The 18,385-nt window shown below is 69.7% G+C and carries 11 protein-coding genes; 4 read left to right on the top strand and 7 right to left on the bottom strand.

All coding sequences use genetic code 11. The features are described 5' to 3' along the window. The first annotated feature begins 93 nt into the window (after nt 1-93). Nucleotides 94-5,184: a beta strand repeat-containing protein gene (locus DFH01_RS23665; protein WP_109872995.1), complete on the top strand. Its 5,091-nt coding sequence runs from the start codon at nt 94-96 to the stop codon at nt 5,182-5,184. Nucleotides 5,185-5,511: 327 nt separating this feature from the next. On the opposite strand, the gene DFH01_RS23660 is transcribed toward DFH01_RS23665, so the two are convergent. The 5 genes from DFH01_RS23660 to DFH01_RS23640 all read right to left on the bottom strand — a co-directional run bounded on the left by DFH01_RS23660 (nt 5,512) and on the right by DFH01_RS23640 (nt 11,774). Beyond that, nucleotides 5,512-6,306, bottom strand: a complete 795-nt coding sequence (locus tag DFH01_RS23660) for a substrate-binding domain-containing protein (RefSeq protein ID WP_109872994.1) — start codon at nt 6,304-6,306, stop codon at nt 5,512-5,514. A 30-nt stretch (nt 6,307-6,336) separates the two neighbouring features. Next, nucleotides 6,337-7,119, bottom strand: a complete 783-nt coding sequence (locus DFH01_RS23655) for a Bug family tripartite tricarboxylate transporter substrate binding protein (RefSeq protein ID WP_158287881.1) — start codon at nt 7,117-7,119, stop codon at nt 6,337-6,339. Beyond that, nucleotides 7,086-8,183: an epoxide hydrolase family protein gene (locus tag DFH01_RS23650; RefSeq protein ID WP_158287880.1), complete on the bottom strand. Its 1,098-nt coding sequence runs from the start codon at nt 8,181-8,183 to the stop codon at nt 7,086-7,088. The genes DFH01_RS23655 and DFH01_RS23650 overlap by 34 nt, the downstream gene beginning before the upstream one ends. Nucleotides 8,184-8,325: 142 nt before the next feature. Further along, entirely contained in the window at nt 8,326-8,685 is a 360-nt protein-coding gene (locus DFH01_RS23645) for a hypothetical protein (RefSeq protein ID WP_109872991.1), read from the bottom strand. Between the two features lie 209 nt (nt 8,686-8,894). Then, the gene (locus tag DFH01_RS23640; RefSeq protein WP_158287879.1) at nt 8,895-11,774 is read right to left on the bottom strand and encodes a tetratricopeptide repeat protein; all 2,880 of its coding nucleotides are present in this window, start codon (nt 11,772-11,774) and stop codon (nt 8,895-8,897) included. A gap of 160 nt (nt 11,775-11,934) precedes the next feature. Between DFH01_RS23640 and DFH01_RS23635 the strand changes: the two genes are divergently transcribed. The 3 genes from DFH01_RS23635 to DFH01_RS23625 are packed head-to-tail and all read left to right on the top strand — an operon-like array spanning nt 11,935 to nt 16,324. Beyond that, nucleotides 11,935-12,525: an ester cyclase gene (locus DFH01_RS23635; protein ID WP_158287878.1), complete on the top strand. Its 591-nt coding sequence runs from the start codon at nt 11,935-11,937 to the stop codon at nt 12,523-12,525. A 17-nt stretch (nt 12,526-12,542) separates the two neighbouring features. Beyond that, on the top strand, nt 12,543-15,506 hold the full coding sequence (locus tag DFH01_RS23630) for a S8 family serine peptidase (protein WP_109872989.1): 2,964 nt from the start codon (nt 12,543-12,545) through the stop codon (nt 15,504-15,506). Between the two features lie 20 nt (nt 15,507-15,526). Then, nucleotides 15,527-16,324: a Crp/Fnr family transcriptional regulator gene (locus tag DFH01_RS23625; RefSeq protein ID WP_233256253.1), complete on the top strand. Its 798-nt coding sequence runs from the start codon at nt 15,527-15,529 to the stop codon at nt 16,322-16,324. A 53-nt stretch (nt 16,325-16,377) separates the two neighbouring features. On the opposite strand, the gene DFH01_RS23620 is transcribed toward DFH01_RS23625, so the two are convergent. Both DFH01_RS23620 and DFH01_RS23615 read right to left on the bottom strand, forming a co-directional pair. After that, nucleotides 16,378-17,421 (bottom strand): LacI family DNA-binding transcriptional regulator, encoded by a 1,044-nt coding sequence (locus DFH01_RS23620; RefSeq protein ID WP_158287877.1) that lies wholly within the window; start codon nt 17,419-17,421, stop codon nt 16,378-16,380. A 109-nt stretch (nt 17,422-17,530) separates the two neighbouring features. Beyond that, nucleotides 17,531-18,364 (bottom strand): enoyl-CoA hydratase/isomerase family protein, encoded by an 834-nt coding sequence (locus DFH01_RS23615; RefSeq protein WP_109872987.1) that lies wholly within the window; start codon nt 18,362-18,364, stop codon nt 17,531-17,533. Nucleotides 18,365-18,385 lie beyond the last annotated feature (21 nt).

The raw sequence follows: 18,385 nt of genomic DNA, 5'->3' as shown, positions 1-18,385 counted from the left end.
CGGATGGTCGTCTGGCCGGTCGCGAGTGATCCGGAGGGCGCGCCGGCGGGGGCCGCAATGCTTCCCGCTTCCGGCTACGTCGGGGGCTGATAGATGGCTACGATTAACGGCACGCCGGGCAACGACACCATCACGGAAGCGCGCAACACCGCCGGCGGACCGCTAGCGGGTCCTGGCGCTGACACTATCTTTGGCGGTGCAGGTGGAGCCGACTCGCTCGGAGGCGGCGCTGGCGACGACGTCATCTTCAGTTCGGTCGGCGCCAGCACAATCGACGGCGGCGACGGAGCCGATAGCCTTATTGGAAATTCCAATAATGACAGGCTGACGGGAGGCCTCGGGGATGACACCATCGACGGCGGCGATGGAAATGACGATATCGACGGGAGCCCTGGCGCGGACAGCTTGCGCGGCGGACTCGGCAATGACACTATATTTGGATCGTCAAATGATACACTTCTAGGCGATGAGGGCGACGATAATTTTACTGCCTCCTCGGGCGTTTTCGCTGATGGCGGGGCGGGCAACGACAGGATGTCCGCGCTCGGCTTCTTTCCAAACACCGGCGCGTCGACGCTGGTCGGCGGTGAAGGCGACGACACCTTAAGAGGGGGAAATTATCTCAACCTCACCGCAGACGGCGGCGACGGTAAAGATCGATTTGAAATAAGCTCGGGGCCAAGCGCGGACAGCATCATTGGCGGAGGCGGGGCAGACACTGTTATCTATGATGGAAGCGGGTTCTCCCTCTTCGCAAATCTCGTCACAGGAACTGTCACGTCGAGCTTTGGTTCCGTCGATACACTGATCGGTATTGAGGCATTGTCGACCGGGCCCCAGGCAGACACCGTGCAAGGAGGGGCTGGCAACGAAAGCCTGTTCGGTTGGCTTGGCGCGGACACTTTGCTCGGTGGCGAAGGCTCGGACACCCTGGGCGGCGGGTCGGGCAACGACTCCCTTGACGGCGAGTCGGGCATTGACGTCGCATCCTTCTCAGGCAATCGCTCGAACTACACTGTTGCCGCTATTGGCGGCGGCGCCTTCTCAGTTCTTGGGCCAGATGGCTCGGACACCGTCGCGGGCGTCGAGGCGCTGCACTTCACTGACCAGTCGCTGTGGCTCGCCGCCACCAGCGCAGCCGATAGCATTGTCGGAACTTCGTCGGGCGACACGATAAGTGGTCTCGACGGCAACGATACGATCAACGGGTTCTTCGGCGACGACCGGCTAACCGGCGGCAGCGGCAACGACTTTCTCAGTGGCGACTCCGGTACAGACACAGCCGTCTTCGGTGGCAATCTCAGCGAATACGTTTTTGGCGTCACCTCTTCAGGCGCCCTCACGCTCCGGGACAACCGCCCAGAATCGCCTGACGGGGCCGACACGCTCGGCAGCATCGAACTGCTCGCCTTCGCCGACGGCACGGTTACGCTTCGCAGCCTCACCGGCAATGCGACCGATACCAACGACAGCATCGTCGGCGGCGCCGGCAACGACATCCTGGATGGTCAGGCCGGCGACGACACGCTGCGCGGCGGCGACGGGGCGGATGGCCTGATCGGCAGCGCGGGCAACGACCTGCTCGCGGGCGATGTCGGTAACGACACCCTCAACGGCGGCGATGGCGCCGACTTTTTGATGGGCGGCAACGGCAACGACTCGCTGTTGGGCGGCGGCGGCTTCGATGTCGCAAGCTGGTTGTACGCGCCCGGCAGCGTCTCCGTCACGCTCGGCTACAACGGGACCTCCTATTCCAGCACCGTCGCCGGCGCTGAAGGCCAGGACACGGTCGCCAGCGTCGAGGAGATCCACGGCAGCGCTTTCGACGACGTCCTGACCATCAACGACCGGATGCCCGGCTTCCTGACTATCGTGGAAGGCCGGGGCGGGGCAGACACCATCACCGGGCCTTCAAGCTTGAGCAACTCGGTGGTCGCCAGCTACCGGACCGACGCCGGCCCGGTCCTGGTGGACCTCGCGGCCGGCACGGCGCAGCATTTGGGCGCCGTGGACCGGCTGTCCAACATCATCCACGTGCACGGCACCAGCTCCGGCGACACGCTGCTCGGCTCCGACCGGAATGAGCATCTGGTCGGCGGGCCCGGCAACGACAGCCTGGATGGCCGCGGGGGTACGAGCGACTGGGTGAACTATGGCGTGTTCACCGGCGTCGGCTCCAGCGGCGTGACTGTGAACCTTGCCGCCGGCATTGCCTCGGACGGGGCCGGCGGCACCGATTCGCTGGCCGGCTTCGAGAACATCGTCGGCAGCATCCGCAACGACACGCTCATCGGCAACGACCTCAGCAACATCTTTCTGCCGATGGCCGGCGCCGATTCCATCGACGGCGGGATCGGCTTCGACCGCGTCGCGTTTGATGGCTGGTGGTGGGCGGGCTCCGGGCCGACTGGCGCCGTGACCGTCAACCTCGAGACGGGCACGGCGACCGGCGCCTATGGCTCGACCCTGCAACTCGCCTCCATCGAGCGGGCGACGGGCACCTTCTTCTCGGACAGCTTCCTCGGCGACTCCAAGAGCAACCGCTTCAACGGCCGCGGCGGCAACGACACGCTGAACGGCGGGCCGGGGGGCGATGTCGCAGAGTATTTCAACGCGTCAGCCGGCGTGGTGGTGAACCTGACGACCGGCACGGCGTCGGACGGCGAGGGTGGCACTGACAGCCTCATCAGCATGAACTCGGCCTCCGGATCGAACTTCGCCGACACGCTGACCGGGCGTGTGGACGGCGAGCGGAGCGTTTCCCTCCTGTCCGGCGGCACGGGCGACGACCTCATCATGGCGCCAGTCACGGCCGCGGAACTGCAGGCAGCGGGCGCCTTTGTCGGCGTCTGGCTCTTCCCGACCGCCGCGGCGACGGTTGACCTCGAACTCGGGACCGTCTCGGCGCCAGGGCAAGGCACGGATGTGCTGGTCAACATCAACGCCGCCTTGGTCTTCGGCGCGTTCGGTCACAGCGTCTTCGGCACGGCGTTGGACAACTGGTTCGAGACCGGCGAGGGCGCCGACACCATCGATGGCCGCGGCGGCTTCGACACGGTGGAACTCGCCGAGGACTTGGCCACGGGCCGCACCGGCGTCACGGTCAGTCTGGCGACGGGCATCGCGACCGACAGCTGGGGCTCCGTGGACCGTCTGATCAGTATCGAAGGCATCAGGGGATTCTATGGCGCTGACAGCCTCGTCGGCAGCAGCGGCGATGACTGGTTCGGCCCCGCCGCGGGCGCCGACACGGTCGATGGCGGCGCCGGCATCGACACGCTGATCTACGACTACGGCGTGCTCATCACCATCGGGCGGGGCGCCCAGACGGCCGTGGCGCAGGGCGTGCAGATCGATCTGCAGGCCGGCACCGCCATCGACCCCGCCGGGTTCACCGATCTCGTCATCGGCTTCGAGAACGCCATCGGCGGCAGCCCCGCCGACACGATCCTGGGCTCGACGGAGAACAATAGGCTGGAAGGGGCAGGCGGGGCGGACCTGCTCGATGGGCGCGCGGGTCTCGACACCCTGCTCGGCGGCGCGGGCAATGACAGCCTGATGGGCGCTGCCGGCGACGACCTGCTCAATGGCGGTGCCGGGAATGACAGCGTCGATGGGGGCGAGGGCGTTGACACCGCCGTCTTCTCCGGCGCCCGCGCGCAGTACCAGGTCACGCCTCTCGCGAGCGGCCTGTGGCAGGTGCAGGACCTGCGCCCGGGCGCGCCGGACGGCGCGGACACGCTGAGCGGCATCGAGTTGCTGCAATTCGCCGACACGGTCATCGCCACGGGCGGTCCGACGGAGGGCGACGACACGCTGGAGGGCACGGCGGCCGGCGACACGATCGACGCGCTTGGCGGCAACGACCTGGTGGCGGGCCTTGCCGGCGCCGACCGGTTGCTCGGCGGAAGCGGCAACAACACGCTCGATGGCGGCGGCGAGAACGACACGCTCTCGGGCGGCGCAGGCGCGGATTCGCTCCTCGGCGGCACCGGCGCTGACAGCATGCTGGGCGGCGCCGGAAACGACAGCTACATCGTGGACGATGCGGCCGACAGGCTGGCGGAGGCGCGGGATTCGGGCATCGATAGGGTCTTCTCCTCGATCACTTGGACGCTCGGCGCGCATCTCGAGGATCTGGTGCTGACCGGCGATGCCGCGATCGACGGCACCGGCAACAACCTCGCCAACGTCCTCACCGGCAACGGGGCGGCCAATGTGCTCAACGGCGGCGGTCGCGCCGACACCTTGATCGGCGGCAGCGGCAACGATCTCTACCTGATCGACGCCACCGACGTGCTGATCGAGCAGGCCGGCGGCGGCAACGACACCGTCGTCGCCAACGCAACCTTCGCCCTGCCCGACCACATCGAGGTGCTGCGTTTCAACGGCACGGCGAATGTGCGCGGCGACGGCAATGCCGAGAACAACTTCATCCTCGGCAATGTCGGGAACAACCGCCTGCTGGGCTACGACGGCAACGACACGCTGAACGGCGGCGCCGGCAACGACACGCTGCAGGGCGGCGAGGGTGCAGACAGCCTGGTCGGCGGCGACGGCGTGGACCGCCTGGACGGAGGCAACGGCGACGACACCTATGTGCTGGTGGATGCCGATGTGGTGATCGAGCTCGCGAATGCGGGCATCGACACGGTGCTCAGCAACATCAGCTACGCGCTGCCCAATGCAGTCGAGAATCTGTCGCTGCTCGGCAGCACCGACATCACGGCTACGGGTAATGCGCTGGCGAATGTGCTGAACGGCAACAGCGGCGCGAACCTCCTGCGCGGGCTGGGCGAGGCCGACCGCATCTCGGGCGGCGGCGGCGCGGATACCATCGAGGGCGGCGTGGGTGCGGACACGCTGACCGGGGGCGGCGGTGCCGACCGGTTCCTGTGGCTGACGCCCGCCGAAGGCGGCGACACGGTGACGGATTTCGTGGCAGGAAGCGAGAAGTTGGCCTTCGCCAACGCTGCCTTCGGCGCACTCGGCGTGGGCGCGCTGAATCCAGCGAACTTCGCGAACGACGCGCCGAACGGGGCGCTTGGGCAGTTCGTCTACACCAAGGCCACGGGCGTCCTGGCCTGGGACGCGGACGGCACCGGCGGGATCGTGGCGGTCACCATCGCCACGCTGTCCAACAAGCCGACGCTCGCAGCGACGGACTTCGAAATCGTGGCGTAGGAGCGCATCGGGTCGGGCTTCGCGGCGTCCCCCGCTGGGCCGAGCGGCAGAGAATGGTTGGCGTGGGTTCCCTTACCTACGCCACTTCTCTGCGAGACAAACTCTCTCCCGACTGCGCGCCGGCGCCGTGAGGCGCAGGTTTTCCGACGGTCTGGCGGATACGTCGGCAGAACGAAGCCCGGCAACAGCTCTCTCCGGCGCCAGTCTGTCAGAATAGGACGAAAACGCCGCGCGTTTGCCTCGGTGCTCGCCTCGCCTGGATGGAAAGCCCCGAAGCTCCTGAGAAAGAGATCGCACCCAGCCCCGCGACTGCGGCGGCCGTCTCCTTCAGGTGTCCAGCGTCGCCGAGTCGAATAGCTCCTCGACCGCAAGGCGGCGCCGCGCCAGGTGCTGCGCGGCGGACCAGCGGCAGACCGCCTCCAGTTCTCCGCGGTTCGCCATAACGCCCTGCCGCCATGGATCGGCGCCAAGCAACGCATGCATTGCCGCCCATTCCTCCGCCAGGAAGGGCAACATCGTGGCCGGCGAACTCGCGGCAAGCGTCGTCTCCCACTCCCGCTCCGCCATGCGCTGCGCGGCGAGGAAGGCGTCGAACAGCGCTCGGCCGATGGCTGGAGCACCAGCCAGAACGTCACGCCGCACGCCGATGACATGCATGATCGGGAACAGGCCGGTGCGCCGGACATAATCCTCCGCCGCCGCACGCGGATCAGGGAACAGCCGCGTCACGCGCGGATCGCCGGCGGCGAAGGCGGCGGGGGGCGTAGGCGAGAAGATGGCGTCGATCTCGCCAGCGAGCAGCGCGGTGTTCAGCGTCGCCCCCTCCGGCAGCGGGCGCACATCCATGCTCGGCGGCAGTTCAAGCGGCAGCCGCTCCTTCCTGCCGGCCGCGTTGGTACCGGCGGTCCGCCAGGCGATGCCGTTCACCGCCACGCCGTGGTCATCGGCCAGGATCCCGCGCAGCCAGAGGCCGAGTGTCATCTGGTATTCCGGGATGCCGACTCGCCGCCCTTCCAGGTCCCTCGGCGCCTCGATGCCGGCATCGCGGCGGAGGTAGATGCAGCCATGACGGAAGGCGCGCCACCGTGACCCGCCCGTCCAGCAGCGGACGGACGCGGTCATAGGCCCCACAGGCCAGCGTCAGCGTGAGCGTCACGTCGCCCGGATGCCGGCACGCTGCACGGTCACACGCATGCGCTCGAGTTCGGATGCGATGAGCTGGCGGAAGGCCTCCGGCGAGCGCGGTGCCGGCTCCGCGCCCTCCACTGCCAGGCGCTGGCGCATCTCCTCATCCGCGAGCAAGCCGTTGATCGTGGCGTTCAGCCGCGCGATCACCTCCGGCGGGGTGCCGGCCGGCGCGACGAGCCCGTGCCACTGCACCAGTTCGAAACCCGGCACCGCGCGCGCTCCAACAGGCGGAACGCCGGGAACGAGCGGCGAGGGATCCTTGGAACTCACGCCGATGGCAACCAGCCGGTTGTCGCGCGCTGCCGGCAGCACCACCGGCGCGCCGGCGAAGCTGCACTTCACACGACCGGAGAGAAGGTCGGCCAGCATCGGTCCGTTGCCGCGATAGGGCACGGCGACAAGATCGAGGCCCGCCGCATCCGCGAAGGCCGCCATGGTGATGTGCGAGGCGCTGCCATTGCCGGCATTGCCGTATTCCAGGCTGCCCGGGTTGGCCTTGGCAAGCGCGACAAACTCCTCTGCCGTGCGCGCTTGCACGGATGGGTGCACCACCAGGACGGATGGCAGCGTGGCGACCAGCGCCACCGGGGCGAAGTCGCGCACCACGTCATAGGGGTTGTTCGGATAGATCCAGGGATTCACCGCAAGCGTGCCGATGTGCCCCCACATCAGGGTGTGGCCATCGGCCGCGCTGCGCACCACATGCATCGCCCCTACAGTGCCGCCGGCGCCGCCGCGATTGTCCACCACCACCGGATGTCCGCCATGTCGGTGTAGGTGCGGGCGGCGAGCGAGCGTGGCGGGCGCAGGATCTCCTTCGGGAACTGGCAGTAGCCCATCGGCACGTACACCGTGGCCGGGATCGGCCAGGGTCCGTGCATGCGCGCATGGTAGGGATGGAAGGAGGCGCCGATGCAGCCGGTGAACCAGTAGAGCGAGATGTTCGCCAGCATCCGGTCGCGGTCCAACGCGCTGTCCGGCGTGCCGTCATTGTCGGTCCAGGCGCGGAATTTCTCGACGATCCAGGCGGCGAGGCCCGCGGGGCTGTCATTCAGCCCGAAGGCGAGGGTCTGCGGCCGCGTGCCCTGGATCCACTGGTAGCCGGTTTCCTCCCTGAGGAACTCCGTCAGCTCACCGAGGTAGCGGCGCTCCTCCTCCGTCGGGCTCGCGACCATCGTCGGATCGCGCCGCACCGCGAGCAGGTTGAGATGGATCCCGATCATCTTCTCCGCATGCGCGGCACCGAGGCGCGAGGCGACGAAGCCGCCCCAGTCGCCGCCCTGCGCGGCGAAGCGGCGATAGCCCAGCACCTCCGTCATGAGATCCGCAAGGCAGTCGGCGATCGCCTCGATGCCGAAGCGCGGCTGGCCCGGCCGGAAGGAAAGACCGTAGCCCGGCAGCGAAGGCGCGACGACGGTGAAGGCGTCTGCCGCCTCGCCGCCAAACCGTGAGGGCTGCGTCAGGCGCGGGATGAGATCGAGGAACTCGAAGACGGAGCCCGGCCAGCCATGCGACAGCAGCAGCGGCATGGGCGACGGGCCCTCGCCCGTCACATGCAGGAAGTGCAGGTCGATGTCGTGCAGCGGAGCGCGGAATTGCGGGAAGGCATTCAGCGCCGCTTCCTGCGCGCGCCAATCGAAACCATCCCGCCAATGGCCGAGGAGGTCGCGCAGGTAGTCCACATCGGTGCCGTAGGTCCAGGGCGGCTCCGGCGCCTGGTCCGGCAGGCGCGCGCGGGCGATCCGGTCGCGCAGATCGGCCAGTTCCGCGTCCGCGACACGCAGCGAGAAGGGTTCGGCGAGCGGGGCCATGCGCGCCTCCGTGCGGTAAGGTCGCGGCAGCATGGCCGAGGCCGACGCAAGGGGCGAGGGGGCGGCGAAACGCGGATCGATCGGGCGAGGTGCCTAGCGTGCCCGAGCGCTGGGGCAGCCAGGCACCTCGGGAGGCAAGGCATCAGCGGGCCGTCGCCGGGTTCTTCGCCACGGCCCAGTTCAGGCCGACATCGCCGGCGGGCACCCAGACCACCTCCTGGTTCTCACCGTTGCCGCGCACGGTGGGCACCATCCCGGCAGGCGGCTGCTGCACATTCGCGCTGTCGGCGTAGCGCAGCTCGACGCTGTCGCCCGAGCCGGTCGCCGTCACATGGCCGCCGCCGACGATGTTCAGGGGCGGCGCCGGTCCGTACTCGACCGACATGTTCTCGCCACTGCCCACGACGCGCGGGTACCCATTCGCGTCGCCGGCTGCGGCCGGCTGCAGGAAGAACGGCCCCATCAGGGCGGCGGAAGCGATCGTGTTCATCAGCGTGCGCATGACCTTCTGGTCCTTCTGCTCGGCTCGGGGCCCGATGCCCCGGCCGTGCCAAGAAGCTAGGTCCGTCGCCGTGCTCGCCGCTGTGACCAGGCTCACAGTTCATCGGGCGCCGCGCGGTCGCCGCGCGTGCTGCGAAGGTCCCGCTGTTCTAGAGGCGGGGGACCGACCGATGCAGCGTTCGGTATAGGAGGACGCGCTGCGCGGCGCGGTCAGCCGTGCAGTCCGGCCGACACCCTCGCACGCGCTGCGGGTCGCCGCGCGGCCCGCACCGGCCGCTCGGGGACGGTCAGTGCATCGCTCACGGCAAGGTCGAGCTCCGTGCGCTCGCCGCGCGCCCATGCCGCCTCGAACGCAGCCTCCCCCAGCGTTCCGCGCAGCGATGCGAGCGCCGCATCGCGTTGGGCGCGCAGCGCTGGCCACAGCGCATGGCGGCCGGTGCGCTGCAAGGCGGCGACGGCGGCCGAGAGGCGCACCGACTGCTCCGGCGCACCGTGTCGCGCCGCCAGCAGCGCCAGGTCCTGCAGTTCTTCCGCCACGCGGTCGCGGGCGCCGACATCGCGGAAGGTGGACAGGCTCCGCTTCAGCAGTGCGGCGGCCCGCGCATGCTCGCCACGTGCCCAGGCTGCCCCGCCGAGTGCCGACTCCGCAAGGCCGACGCCCCACCGGTCGGCGACGCTTGTGCTGCGATCGAGAGCCTGTTGCGCAGCCTGCTCGGCGCGCCGGTGATCACCCGTGCGCAGCAGCGCCTTGGCGAGATAGCCGAGCACCCGACCGCTGCCCCAGGTGTCGCCGATCGCCCCCTGCACCTGCAGCGTCTCCTCGTAGAGCCGCGCCGCGCGCTCGAAATCGCCTCTGAAATCCTCGGCGATCGCGAGGTGGAACAGCGAGCGCGCGACGCCGCGCTGATCGCCGCCGGCCCTGCGCAGCGCGAGGCTGCGCTCCAGGATCGCAACGCCTTCATCCACGTGGCCGAGCCACTGCCGGACGAGGCCCAGATGGCTCAGGGCCCAGGCAAGGCCCTCCTCATCCTCCATCGCCTGCCAGAGCGGGACAGCCTCGTCGAGGCGCGATTCGGCGCGCGCGAAATCGCCGATCATGCGTGCGAAGGAGCCCTCCGCCGTTAGCAGCGTGGCATGGACGCGCGGCGACATCGAAGCACGTCCAGCATGGCGGACGACCTCGATCCATCGGCTTCCCTCGCGCAGATGCGCCCGGCGGAACCAGAACACCCAAAGCGCGGTGGCAAGCCTGGCGGCGAGCAGCGGATCGGGGCAATCGTCGGACAAGGCCCATCCCAGAGCCGCGCGGAAGTTCGGCTGCTCCTCGTCGAGCCGGCACAGCCACTCCGCCTGCTTCGGTCCGCCGACCTGCTGCGCCCCGGCTTCGGCGAGTGCGGCGAAATGCAAGGCATGCGCCATGCGTGCCGGCCGATCCTCTCCGGCAGCATCGAGCTGGTCGAGCCCGAACTCCCGTATGGTCTCCAGCATCGCAAAGCGCGCTTCGCCTCCCGGGCGTTCGATGCGTTGCAGCAGGCTGTTCCCCGCGAGCCCCGCGAGCGAGTGCAGCATCGCCGGCGATGGCTCCGCCATGGCGCTTCCATCGGCAGTGGCCAGGCCCGCGACGGCCGCGGCCGCCTTCAGCGTGAAGCCGCCGACGCAGACGGAGAGGCGTCTGAACGTGGCCTGGAGCGTCGGGTCCAGCAGTCCGAAGCTCCAGCCGATCGCGCTCCGCAGCGTGCGGTGCCGTGGCGGCGCATCGCGGGGGCCGTCCATCAGGAGATCAAGGGTGCGATGCTGCTCGGCGGTGCCGAGGCGTTGCAGCATCTCGGCCGGCGTCATCGTGCTGGTGCGTGCCGCCGCGAGTTCGATCGCCAGCGGCAAGCCGTCGAGCCGCGCGCAGAGTGCCGCGACGGACGGCGCGTTGCTTGCGTCGAGCGCGAAGCGGGAGACGGCGGCCGCGCGCTCCACGAACAGCGCGACGGCTGCGTAGCCGCCTGCCGTCTCGGCGGAGATCGGGGTCCCCTCGCCCGGCACGGCGAGCGCCGGCACAGGATAGTCATGCTCGCCGTGCAGGTGCAGCGTCGCCCGGCTGGTGGCGAGGACCTTCACGCTTGGGCAGCCGGCCAGCAAGGCGCCGACGAGCGGCGCGGCCTCCAGCAGGTGCTCGAAATTGTCGAGCACGAGCAGGAGTTCGCGATCCCGGAGATGGCCGAGCAGCAGGTCCTCGAGCGGCGTGGGCCCGGCTTCCTGCAATCCGAGATGCCGCACGAGCGTGGAGGTCAGCAGCGCGGGATCGGTGACCGGCGCAAGCGGTACGAAGCAGACTCCGTCGCGGAAGCCGCCCGACGCCAGCGCCGCGGCGGCGATGCCAAGCCGCGTCTTGCCGGCGCCGCCCGTGCCCGTGAGCGTCAGGAGCGGCGGCTCCGGCGCGGCGAGCAGCGCAGCGACCTCGCGCAGTTCGCGCTCCCGCCCCAGCAGGGCGGTGCGCGGCATCGGAAGCCGGGACATCTGTGGGCCGTCCACGCGCAAGGCCGGGAAATCCTCGGCCAGGCCAGGGGCCAGAAGCTGGAAGATCGGCTCCGGCGCGGGCAGGTCCGGCAGGCGATGATGCCCGAGCGCGCGCAGCCCCACCCCGTCGGGCAGGTGCCCCTGCAGAATGGCGTGCATCGTCGCGCTGAGCAGCACCTGGCCACCATGGCCCGCGGCGCACAACCGGGCGGTGCGATGCACCTCCAGGCCGACATAGCCGCCCCCGAGCGCGGCCACGCCGCGGCGGACGAGGCCCGTATGGATCCCCATGCGCAGCCGCGGCGCGCAGCCGCCGGTCCAGGCCTTGCCGGCAAGGCTGCGCTGGCAGGTCAGCGCCGCCGCCACGGCATCCATCGGGCTCCGCTCGAAGGCAATGAAGAAGCCGTCGCCCTGGCTGTCCACCACCACGCCGCCATGCTCGGCGAAATGCGCACGGAGCGTCGCGCTCAGCTCCGCCAGGAGCAGGCGGTAGCTCTCGTCGCCGAGGCTGCGCAGCAGGCGCGTCGAGCCCTCGACATCCGTGAACAGCAGCGTCACAGGCAGGGCGTCGTCTGTCGCCATGCGCGCAATTCTACTTCTGTTCAAAAACATCCAGCAGAACAAATTTGTGGCAGCGCGACCAAAAACCGAACATGCTGTCCGTAGTATCAAGTCGGCGCCCTGGCCCGGCGCTCTTCCTCGCCGGATGCGAAGCAGGCGTCGCGTTCCAAGGAGGTGTGCGATGGGTGGGTGTGGCGTGCTCGACGAGCCCTGCGAAACCCCGGAGCCGGATCCGCCTTCGCCGCCGGACGAGGAACGCGCGGAGACTGTCAGAAGCTTCGTCGCGCGTGTCTGGAACCACTGCTGGACCGCGGATGAGAACAAGCAGTTCGTGGCCCGCATGCAGGCTGGGGACCGCCGCTATGTTCCGCCCGCAATCGCCGCCGCGCTGGAGGAACTGCGGACGGCGGAGACCGTGCGGCACAGGCATGACGGCGCCGGGCGCCGCGTCCGTTCCTCGGGGCCGGACGATTATCGCGGATGCGTCAACCGCGTCTACGAGGTGGCGCAGGAACTGCGCCTCGACATCAAGGACCTCGCCGTCGCTGGCAACATCGTCACGGCGCGGATCGAGATGTCGGGGCTCGACTGCCGCGCGGATGGCCGGACGGACCTCAAGGGCGCCTTCGGCGCGCCGAAGCCCACGCAGCAACGCTTCCGCGTCCACCTCACCACGATGTACCGCGTCGCGGGAGGGAAGGTGCTCGAGGATTGGCTGCTGCGCCGGAGCGATGCCGAATACGAGCCTCGTCACGGCAAATCCGCCACCTGACGAAGGGCGCAGCGGCCATGACACGTCCATCGCGTCGGTCGCGCCCGCAGCGCGATGCGGGTGCGGGCCGGGACAAGCTCGACCCGCGCCTCGCCTATCTCGCAGGGCTGCCGCTGCGTGACCTGCACCGTCTGAAGGCCGCGGAGCAGCGCGCGATGGTGGCGCGTTCGGAGTCGCCGGACGCGACCTTCTCGCCGCTCACGGCCGGCGTGCTGATGCCTTCGGCCGGCCGCAAGCGGCCCGGTGGGCGCAGCTTCCACGCCAGGTTCGACGAGCCGGTCTTCTCGGTCTTCATCCTCGGCGAGGCCTGCGCCGAGGAGCTTCTGTCCCTCGGCAGCGTACCCCGCGGCGCGGCGGGCGGGATCCGCACGGCCTTCGTGCCGCGATCCCGACTACGCGCTCTCGAACGCTGCGACGGCGTGCGCTACATCGAGCTCGCCCGCGCCTGGTCCTGCGATCTGGGCCAGGCCATCCCGCTGGCGCAGATGGACGCGCTGCATGCGGCAATGCCGCCGGTGGACGGCAGCGGCGTGATCATCGGCGTGGTGGACAACATCCTCGACATCCACCACCCGGATTTCCGCGATGCCAACGGCGCGACGCGTGTCCTCTTCCTGTGGGACCAGAGGCTCTTCCCCGTCCCGGGCGAGGCCGGGCCGCCGGTGGCGCCAGCCCTGCCGGGATTCATGCCGCAAGGCGGTGTGACCTACGGCGTCGAGTACGACCGTGCGCGGATCGACCACGAGCTCGCCACGGTCAATCCGCCGACCGTCCCGGCCTATGCCACGGTGCGGCACGCGCCACCGGATCCGGCGAACGGGCAGGCCGCGTTCGAGGCGGCCTGGCACGGCACGAAGGTGACCGGCTGCGCCGCAGGGAACGGCCTGGGCAGCGGTGCGCCCGGAGCGGCGCCAGGCAGCGAGATCATCTTTGTCAGCCCGCTCGGCTACGACAGCGGGGTGACGCTGAACGCGGACAACGCCGCCATCCTCGATGCCTGCGCCTACATCTTCGCCCGCGCCGACCAGGCCGGGCGGCCCTGCGTGGTGAATATCAGCCTCGGCGACCAGCAGGGCCCGCATGATGGCACCACCTGCGGCGAGCGCTTCCTGGACGCTCTGCTCGCCCGGCCTGGACGCGCGATCACCCTCTCGGCCGGCAACGCGAGAAAGCTTGCGGGGCATGCCGAGGACCAGCTGGTGCCCGGCGGCACGACGACACTGACCTTGAACGTGCGCGCAGGGGTCAGCGGACAGGAACCGCCGGTCAACAGCGACGCGATCGAGATCTGGTACGACGGCCATGACCGCATCGCCGTCACGCTCGCCGCGCCGGGTGCGAACCCGGTGGTGATCGGGCCGGTCGAGCCGGGAACCACCGCCGGGCCGGTCGCGGTCGGTGGCATCTCGGTCCGCATCGCCTCGGTGCTGAACGACCCGCGCAACGGCGACAACTGGATCAGCATCCTGCTGATCGTGCCGCCGGGCCAATCGATTCCGCTCGGCAACTGGCAGCTCACGCTGCAGGCGCGCAGCATCGTCAACGGCACGTTCAACGTCTGGGTGGACCGCAACAACTGGGGCTCGCAAGCGAAGCTGAGATGGCTGTCCTCGGTGAAGCCCGATCGGCTGACGCTGGGCGTGCCTGCGACGGCAACCCTGCCGATCACCGTTGGCAGCCACGCGAAGAACGCCGGGCCTGCCCAGATTTCCGACTTCAGCGGGCGCGGGCCAAGCCGGGACGGGCGCATCAAGCCGGATCTGGCCGCCACCGGGCAGAACCTTCTCGTGCCGATCCCACGCAACATGTACGCCGTCCCACCGGGGGCGCCCGGCACCGGCCCTGGAAGCGGCACCAGCTTCGCGGCGCCCATCGTGGCGGGCGCGGCGGCGCTGCTGTTCCAGTGCCGGGGGGCGACTGCGACCTCGGCAGACATCAAGCAGATCCTGATGCAGACCGCCGACACGACAGGCATCCTGGTGCCGGACAACGGCTTCGGCTTCGGCGCGCTGCGCATGGGCGCGGCCTGCTCCGCGCCGGCTCCCGATGTCGATGTGTGGCTGCGCGACGACGCCATGGACGACGGCACCGAGCCCTTCGTCCGGCCTGTCTTCTGGGAAAGCCCGGACATCGCGCTGCTCGGCACGAATGGCAATCCTGTGGCCAACCCGGTGCATCTGCCCGGTCAGCGCTTCAGCACCATCGTCCGCGTCACCGCGCGCAATCGCGGCACCCAGACGGCACGGAATGTGAGCGTCCTCCTCTACTGGGCCGATCCCGCCACCAACCTGCCCTTCCCGGACGCCTGGCGCGCGAGCGGCATCTTCTCCGGCAGCCAGGCCCAGCCGCCCTTCTCGCTGGAATCGAACCGCATTGTCGTGCCGCAACTGGTGGCAGGGGCGGCGGCGGATGTGGACTTCGCCTGGGCCCCGCCAGCGCCGGGGACCGGGCTCGCCGGCGACGGGCATTTCTGCCTGCTCGCGCGGCTGGAGCACGAGCTCGATCCCTCCGTGATCGACCAGGGCGGCTTCGTGCGCATACCGGCCGACAACAACCTCGGCCTGCGCAACGTGCTGGTCGTGAGCGGTGGCACGCCACGCGGCATGCGTTTCCACCTGCGCGGCAGCGCCGCGACCGACTCGCTGATGGTGCTGCCCGAACTGACCAGCGGCAGCGTGCTGCTGCGCCTTCCCGCCGCGCTGCTGCCCGACCGCGGCCCGCGCGCAACCGGCGCCGTGCACGGGGCCACCCGGATAGGGTTCGAGGGTGACGTCGCGATCCTTCGCTCGGCCGAGGCGCGTCCCCTGCTTGTCGAGGGCCTGCGCCTCGCGGATCGCGCCGTGGCGCCTGCCGCGATCGAGGTTCAGGGCCGTGATCCGCTGGGCGCGGTGCATGTCCTCCAGCTTTCCGCCGGCGCGCGGATCGGCGGCGTCACCTTGCGCATCAAGGATCCGACCAGGCTGGCTCCCGCCAGGGCGTGACGCGACGAGGAAGGCGCGCCGTGTCCGAGCTTCAGACATCCCGGGCGATCCCGGCTTCCCGTGCCGCCGGGCTCGAGACGTTGCGCCGCGTCGCCTTCCTTGAGGGCGTCGCCGACGATCTGCTGGAGAAGCTGGCCGCTGCCGCACGCTGGCGCATCCTGGCGCCCGGGGAGACCGTGCTCGACGCGGGCGACGAGGGGGGCGAGGTCTTCTTCGTCACGGAGGGGAAGGTCAGGGTGGTCGTGCGCAGCGGCGAGGGGCACGAGGTCATCCTGAACGACCTTTCGGCCGGCGAGTGCTTTGGCGAACTCGCCGCGATCGACGGGCTGCGTCGCTCGGCCAGCGTGACGGCGCTGCTGCGCGCGCGACTCTGCTCCGTGCCCGGCCCGAGCTTCGTCGCGCTCGTCCTCTCCTCGCCGGTCGCCGGACTGCGGCTGCTGCGCCTGCTCACCGCGCGGATCCGCCTCAAGGACCAACGGACCATCGAGGCTGCGGTGCTCCCCGCCCGCGAGCGGCTGCTTGCCGAGTTGCTCCGCATGTCCACGCCGCGAAGCCGGGACGACCGCCGTGTGACGCCGCCTCCGCCCCAGCATGTGATCGCTGCGCGGCTGGGCCTTCGTCGGGAGACGGTTTCGCGCGAATTGTCGAGACTGGCGCGCGATGGGCGGATCTCCATGGCGCGCGGGGCCATCATCCTGCACAATGCCGAGGATCTGCAGGCTGATCTGACCATGCTGCTGGCGTCCGATGGCGACAGCCAGCCGGAGGGTGCTCATTCGCAGGGTCCCGCCGCCCGCGCGAAGGCTTCTAAGGCCTGAACCCACCCGGACTCGACAGACCTGCTTTCCGCGGGTTTCTCCTTCGAACAGGCTTACCCGCCGCGCTGGCGTGCGCGCTTCGATGCAAGCGGCGGACGCGCGACGGAGTCACGCAGCACGACCTGCGCCTTCAGTTCGACCTGCTGCCGCTGGTCCGCCCCGCCGCGCATCCGGCGCAGGAGAAGTTCCCAGGCCATGCGGGCGATGTCACGCGTCGGCTGACGCACCACGGACAGCGTCGGACTGACGAGCTCGGCCCATTCCGGCTCGTCGAAGGCCAGCAGCGAAACGTCGTCGGGGCAGCGCAGCTTCATGGCCCGGATCGCCCGCATCGCGGCTGCCGCGAAGGTGCTGTTGCTCACGATCACGGCCGTGGGCCTCGGCACCGCCGTCAGGGCCACGGCCAGCCGCGTGCGCAGCTCCTGCTCCTCCGCGCATTCCAAAATCTCCGCCGACACCTCGGCGCCGGATCCGCGCACCGCCTGCCGCATGCCCTGGATGCGCTGCTGCGTCACGACCAGCTTGCGGCGCCGCACGACGAACAGCAGGCGCCGATGCCCCAGCCCGATCAGCCGTTCCGTTGCGTCCCGCATGGCGGCGCGGTTGTCGAAGGTCACCTCATCGAAGCCATATCCTCTGGCGGTACGGTCCACGACCACCACGGGCGTGTCGGACTGCGCAAGCATATCGAGCGTGGGTGCCGGCTCGGCGCCTGGCACCAGCACGACGCCGCCGACATGGTAGCGTAGCAGCGAGGCGACACGCTGGCGCTCCAGTTCCGCGGCGTCATGGGTCAGCACGTGCATGACATGGTAGCCGCCATCGGACGCGATCTCCTCGAAGGCCTCCACCAGTGCGGCGAAATAGGCGACCGAGGTGCGCGGAACGCAGATGCCCACGACCGGCGAGCGGCGGCGACGCAGTCCCTGCGCGAGCATGTTGGGGCGGTAGCCGAGCTGCGCGACAGCCGCGAGCACCCGATCGCGCCGGTCGCCACCGACCGGCACGGTCCCGTTCAGCACGTTCGAGACCGTACCGACCGCCACCCCGGCCAGCCGCGCCACATCCGTGATGGTCGGCGCACGCCGCGTCGCCATCGGCCCTTCGGGCGCCTGCTCCCTCTTCCGCCCCACACCCGAACCCTTCGCTGCGCGGCCGACCATAGCCGAGCCGCCGCGCCGGGGCAGGTGGTCTGGCGGCGGCGACCTACCGCAGCTTCCACGCCGGGCGACGCTTCTCCCGGAAGGCACGCGCGCCTTCCTCGCCATCCTCGGTTTCCGCGATGCGCTGGTCCAGGTCGCGGGCATAGGTCACGAGGGAGGGCGGGAAGGCGGCGACCATGTTGTAGGTCCGGATGATCGCCTGCACGGCAAGCGGCGAGCTCCGGCAGACCATCTCCGCCATCTCCTCCGCCGCCGCCATCACCTGGTCCTGCGGCACCACCTTGTTGACGATGCCCTGCGTCAGGCATTCCTGCGCAGTCAGCCGGCCGTTGCAGAGCGAGAGATAGGCCGCGGTCGCGCGCGGCAGCGCGGTGTAGAGCTCGTGCGGCGCGCCGTAGCGGCCGACATTGGTGTGCTGGTCGCCGATCCAGGCATCCTCGGCCATCACGCGCAGTTGGCATTGCAGCACGATGTTCAGCCCGACGCCGACGGCGAAGCCGTTCAGCGCGGCGATCAACGGCTTCTCCAGGTTCACGTCCTTCGGCTGGCCGCCGCCGCCCCAATGGTAGTGCGGACTGTTCGGATCCTCATGCGGCGTGCGCGTGCCGCTGGCCCAGTGCTCGGCCAGGAACTTCACGTCACGCCCGGCGCAAAAGGCCTGGCCCTCGCCGCTGACGATCCCGACATAGATGTCCGGGTCGAGCCCGATGTCGCGCCAGCACTGGCGCAGCTCGATATAGGCCCAGCTGTGCAGCGCGTTGCGCACCTCCGGGCGGTTGATGATCACGTAGGCGACGTTGCCCTTCTTCTCGTAGCGGACGTATTTCAGGTCCTTCGGCGCCTGCGCGGGATCGTAGGGCGAGCTGAGCTTGGACACGCGTTTCCTCCTGCTGTGTTG

This window comes from Falsiroseomonas bella, from assembly GCF_003173615.1.
Classification (GTDB): domain Bacteria; phylum Pseudomonadota; class Alphaproteobacteria; order Acetobacterales; family Acetobacteraceae; genus Falsiroseomonas; species Falsiroseomonas bella.
This window is presented reverse-complemented; position numbering and strand designations above follow the sequence as displayed.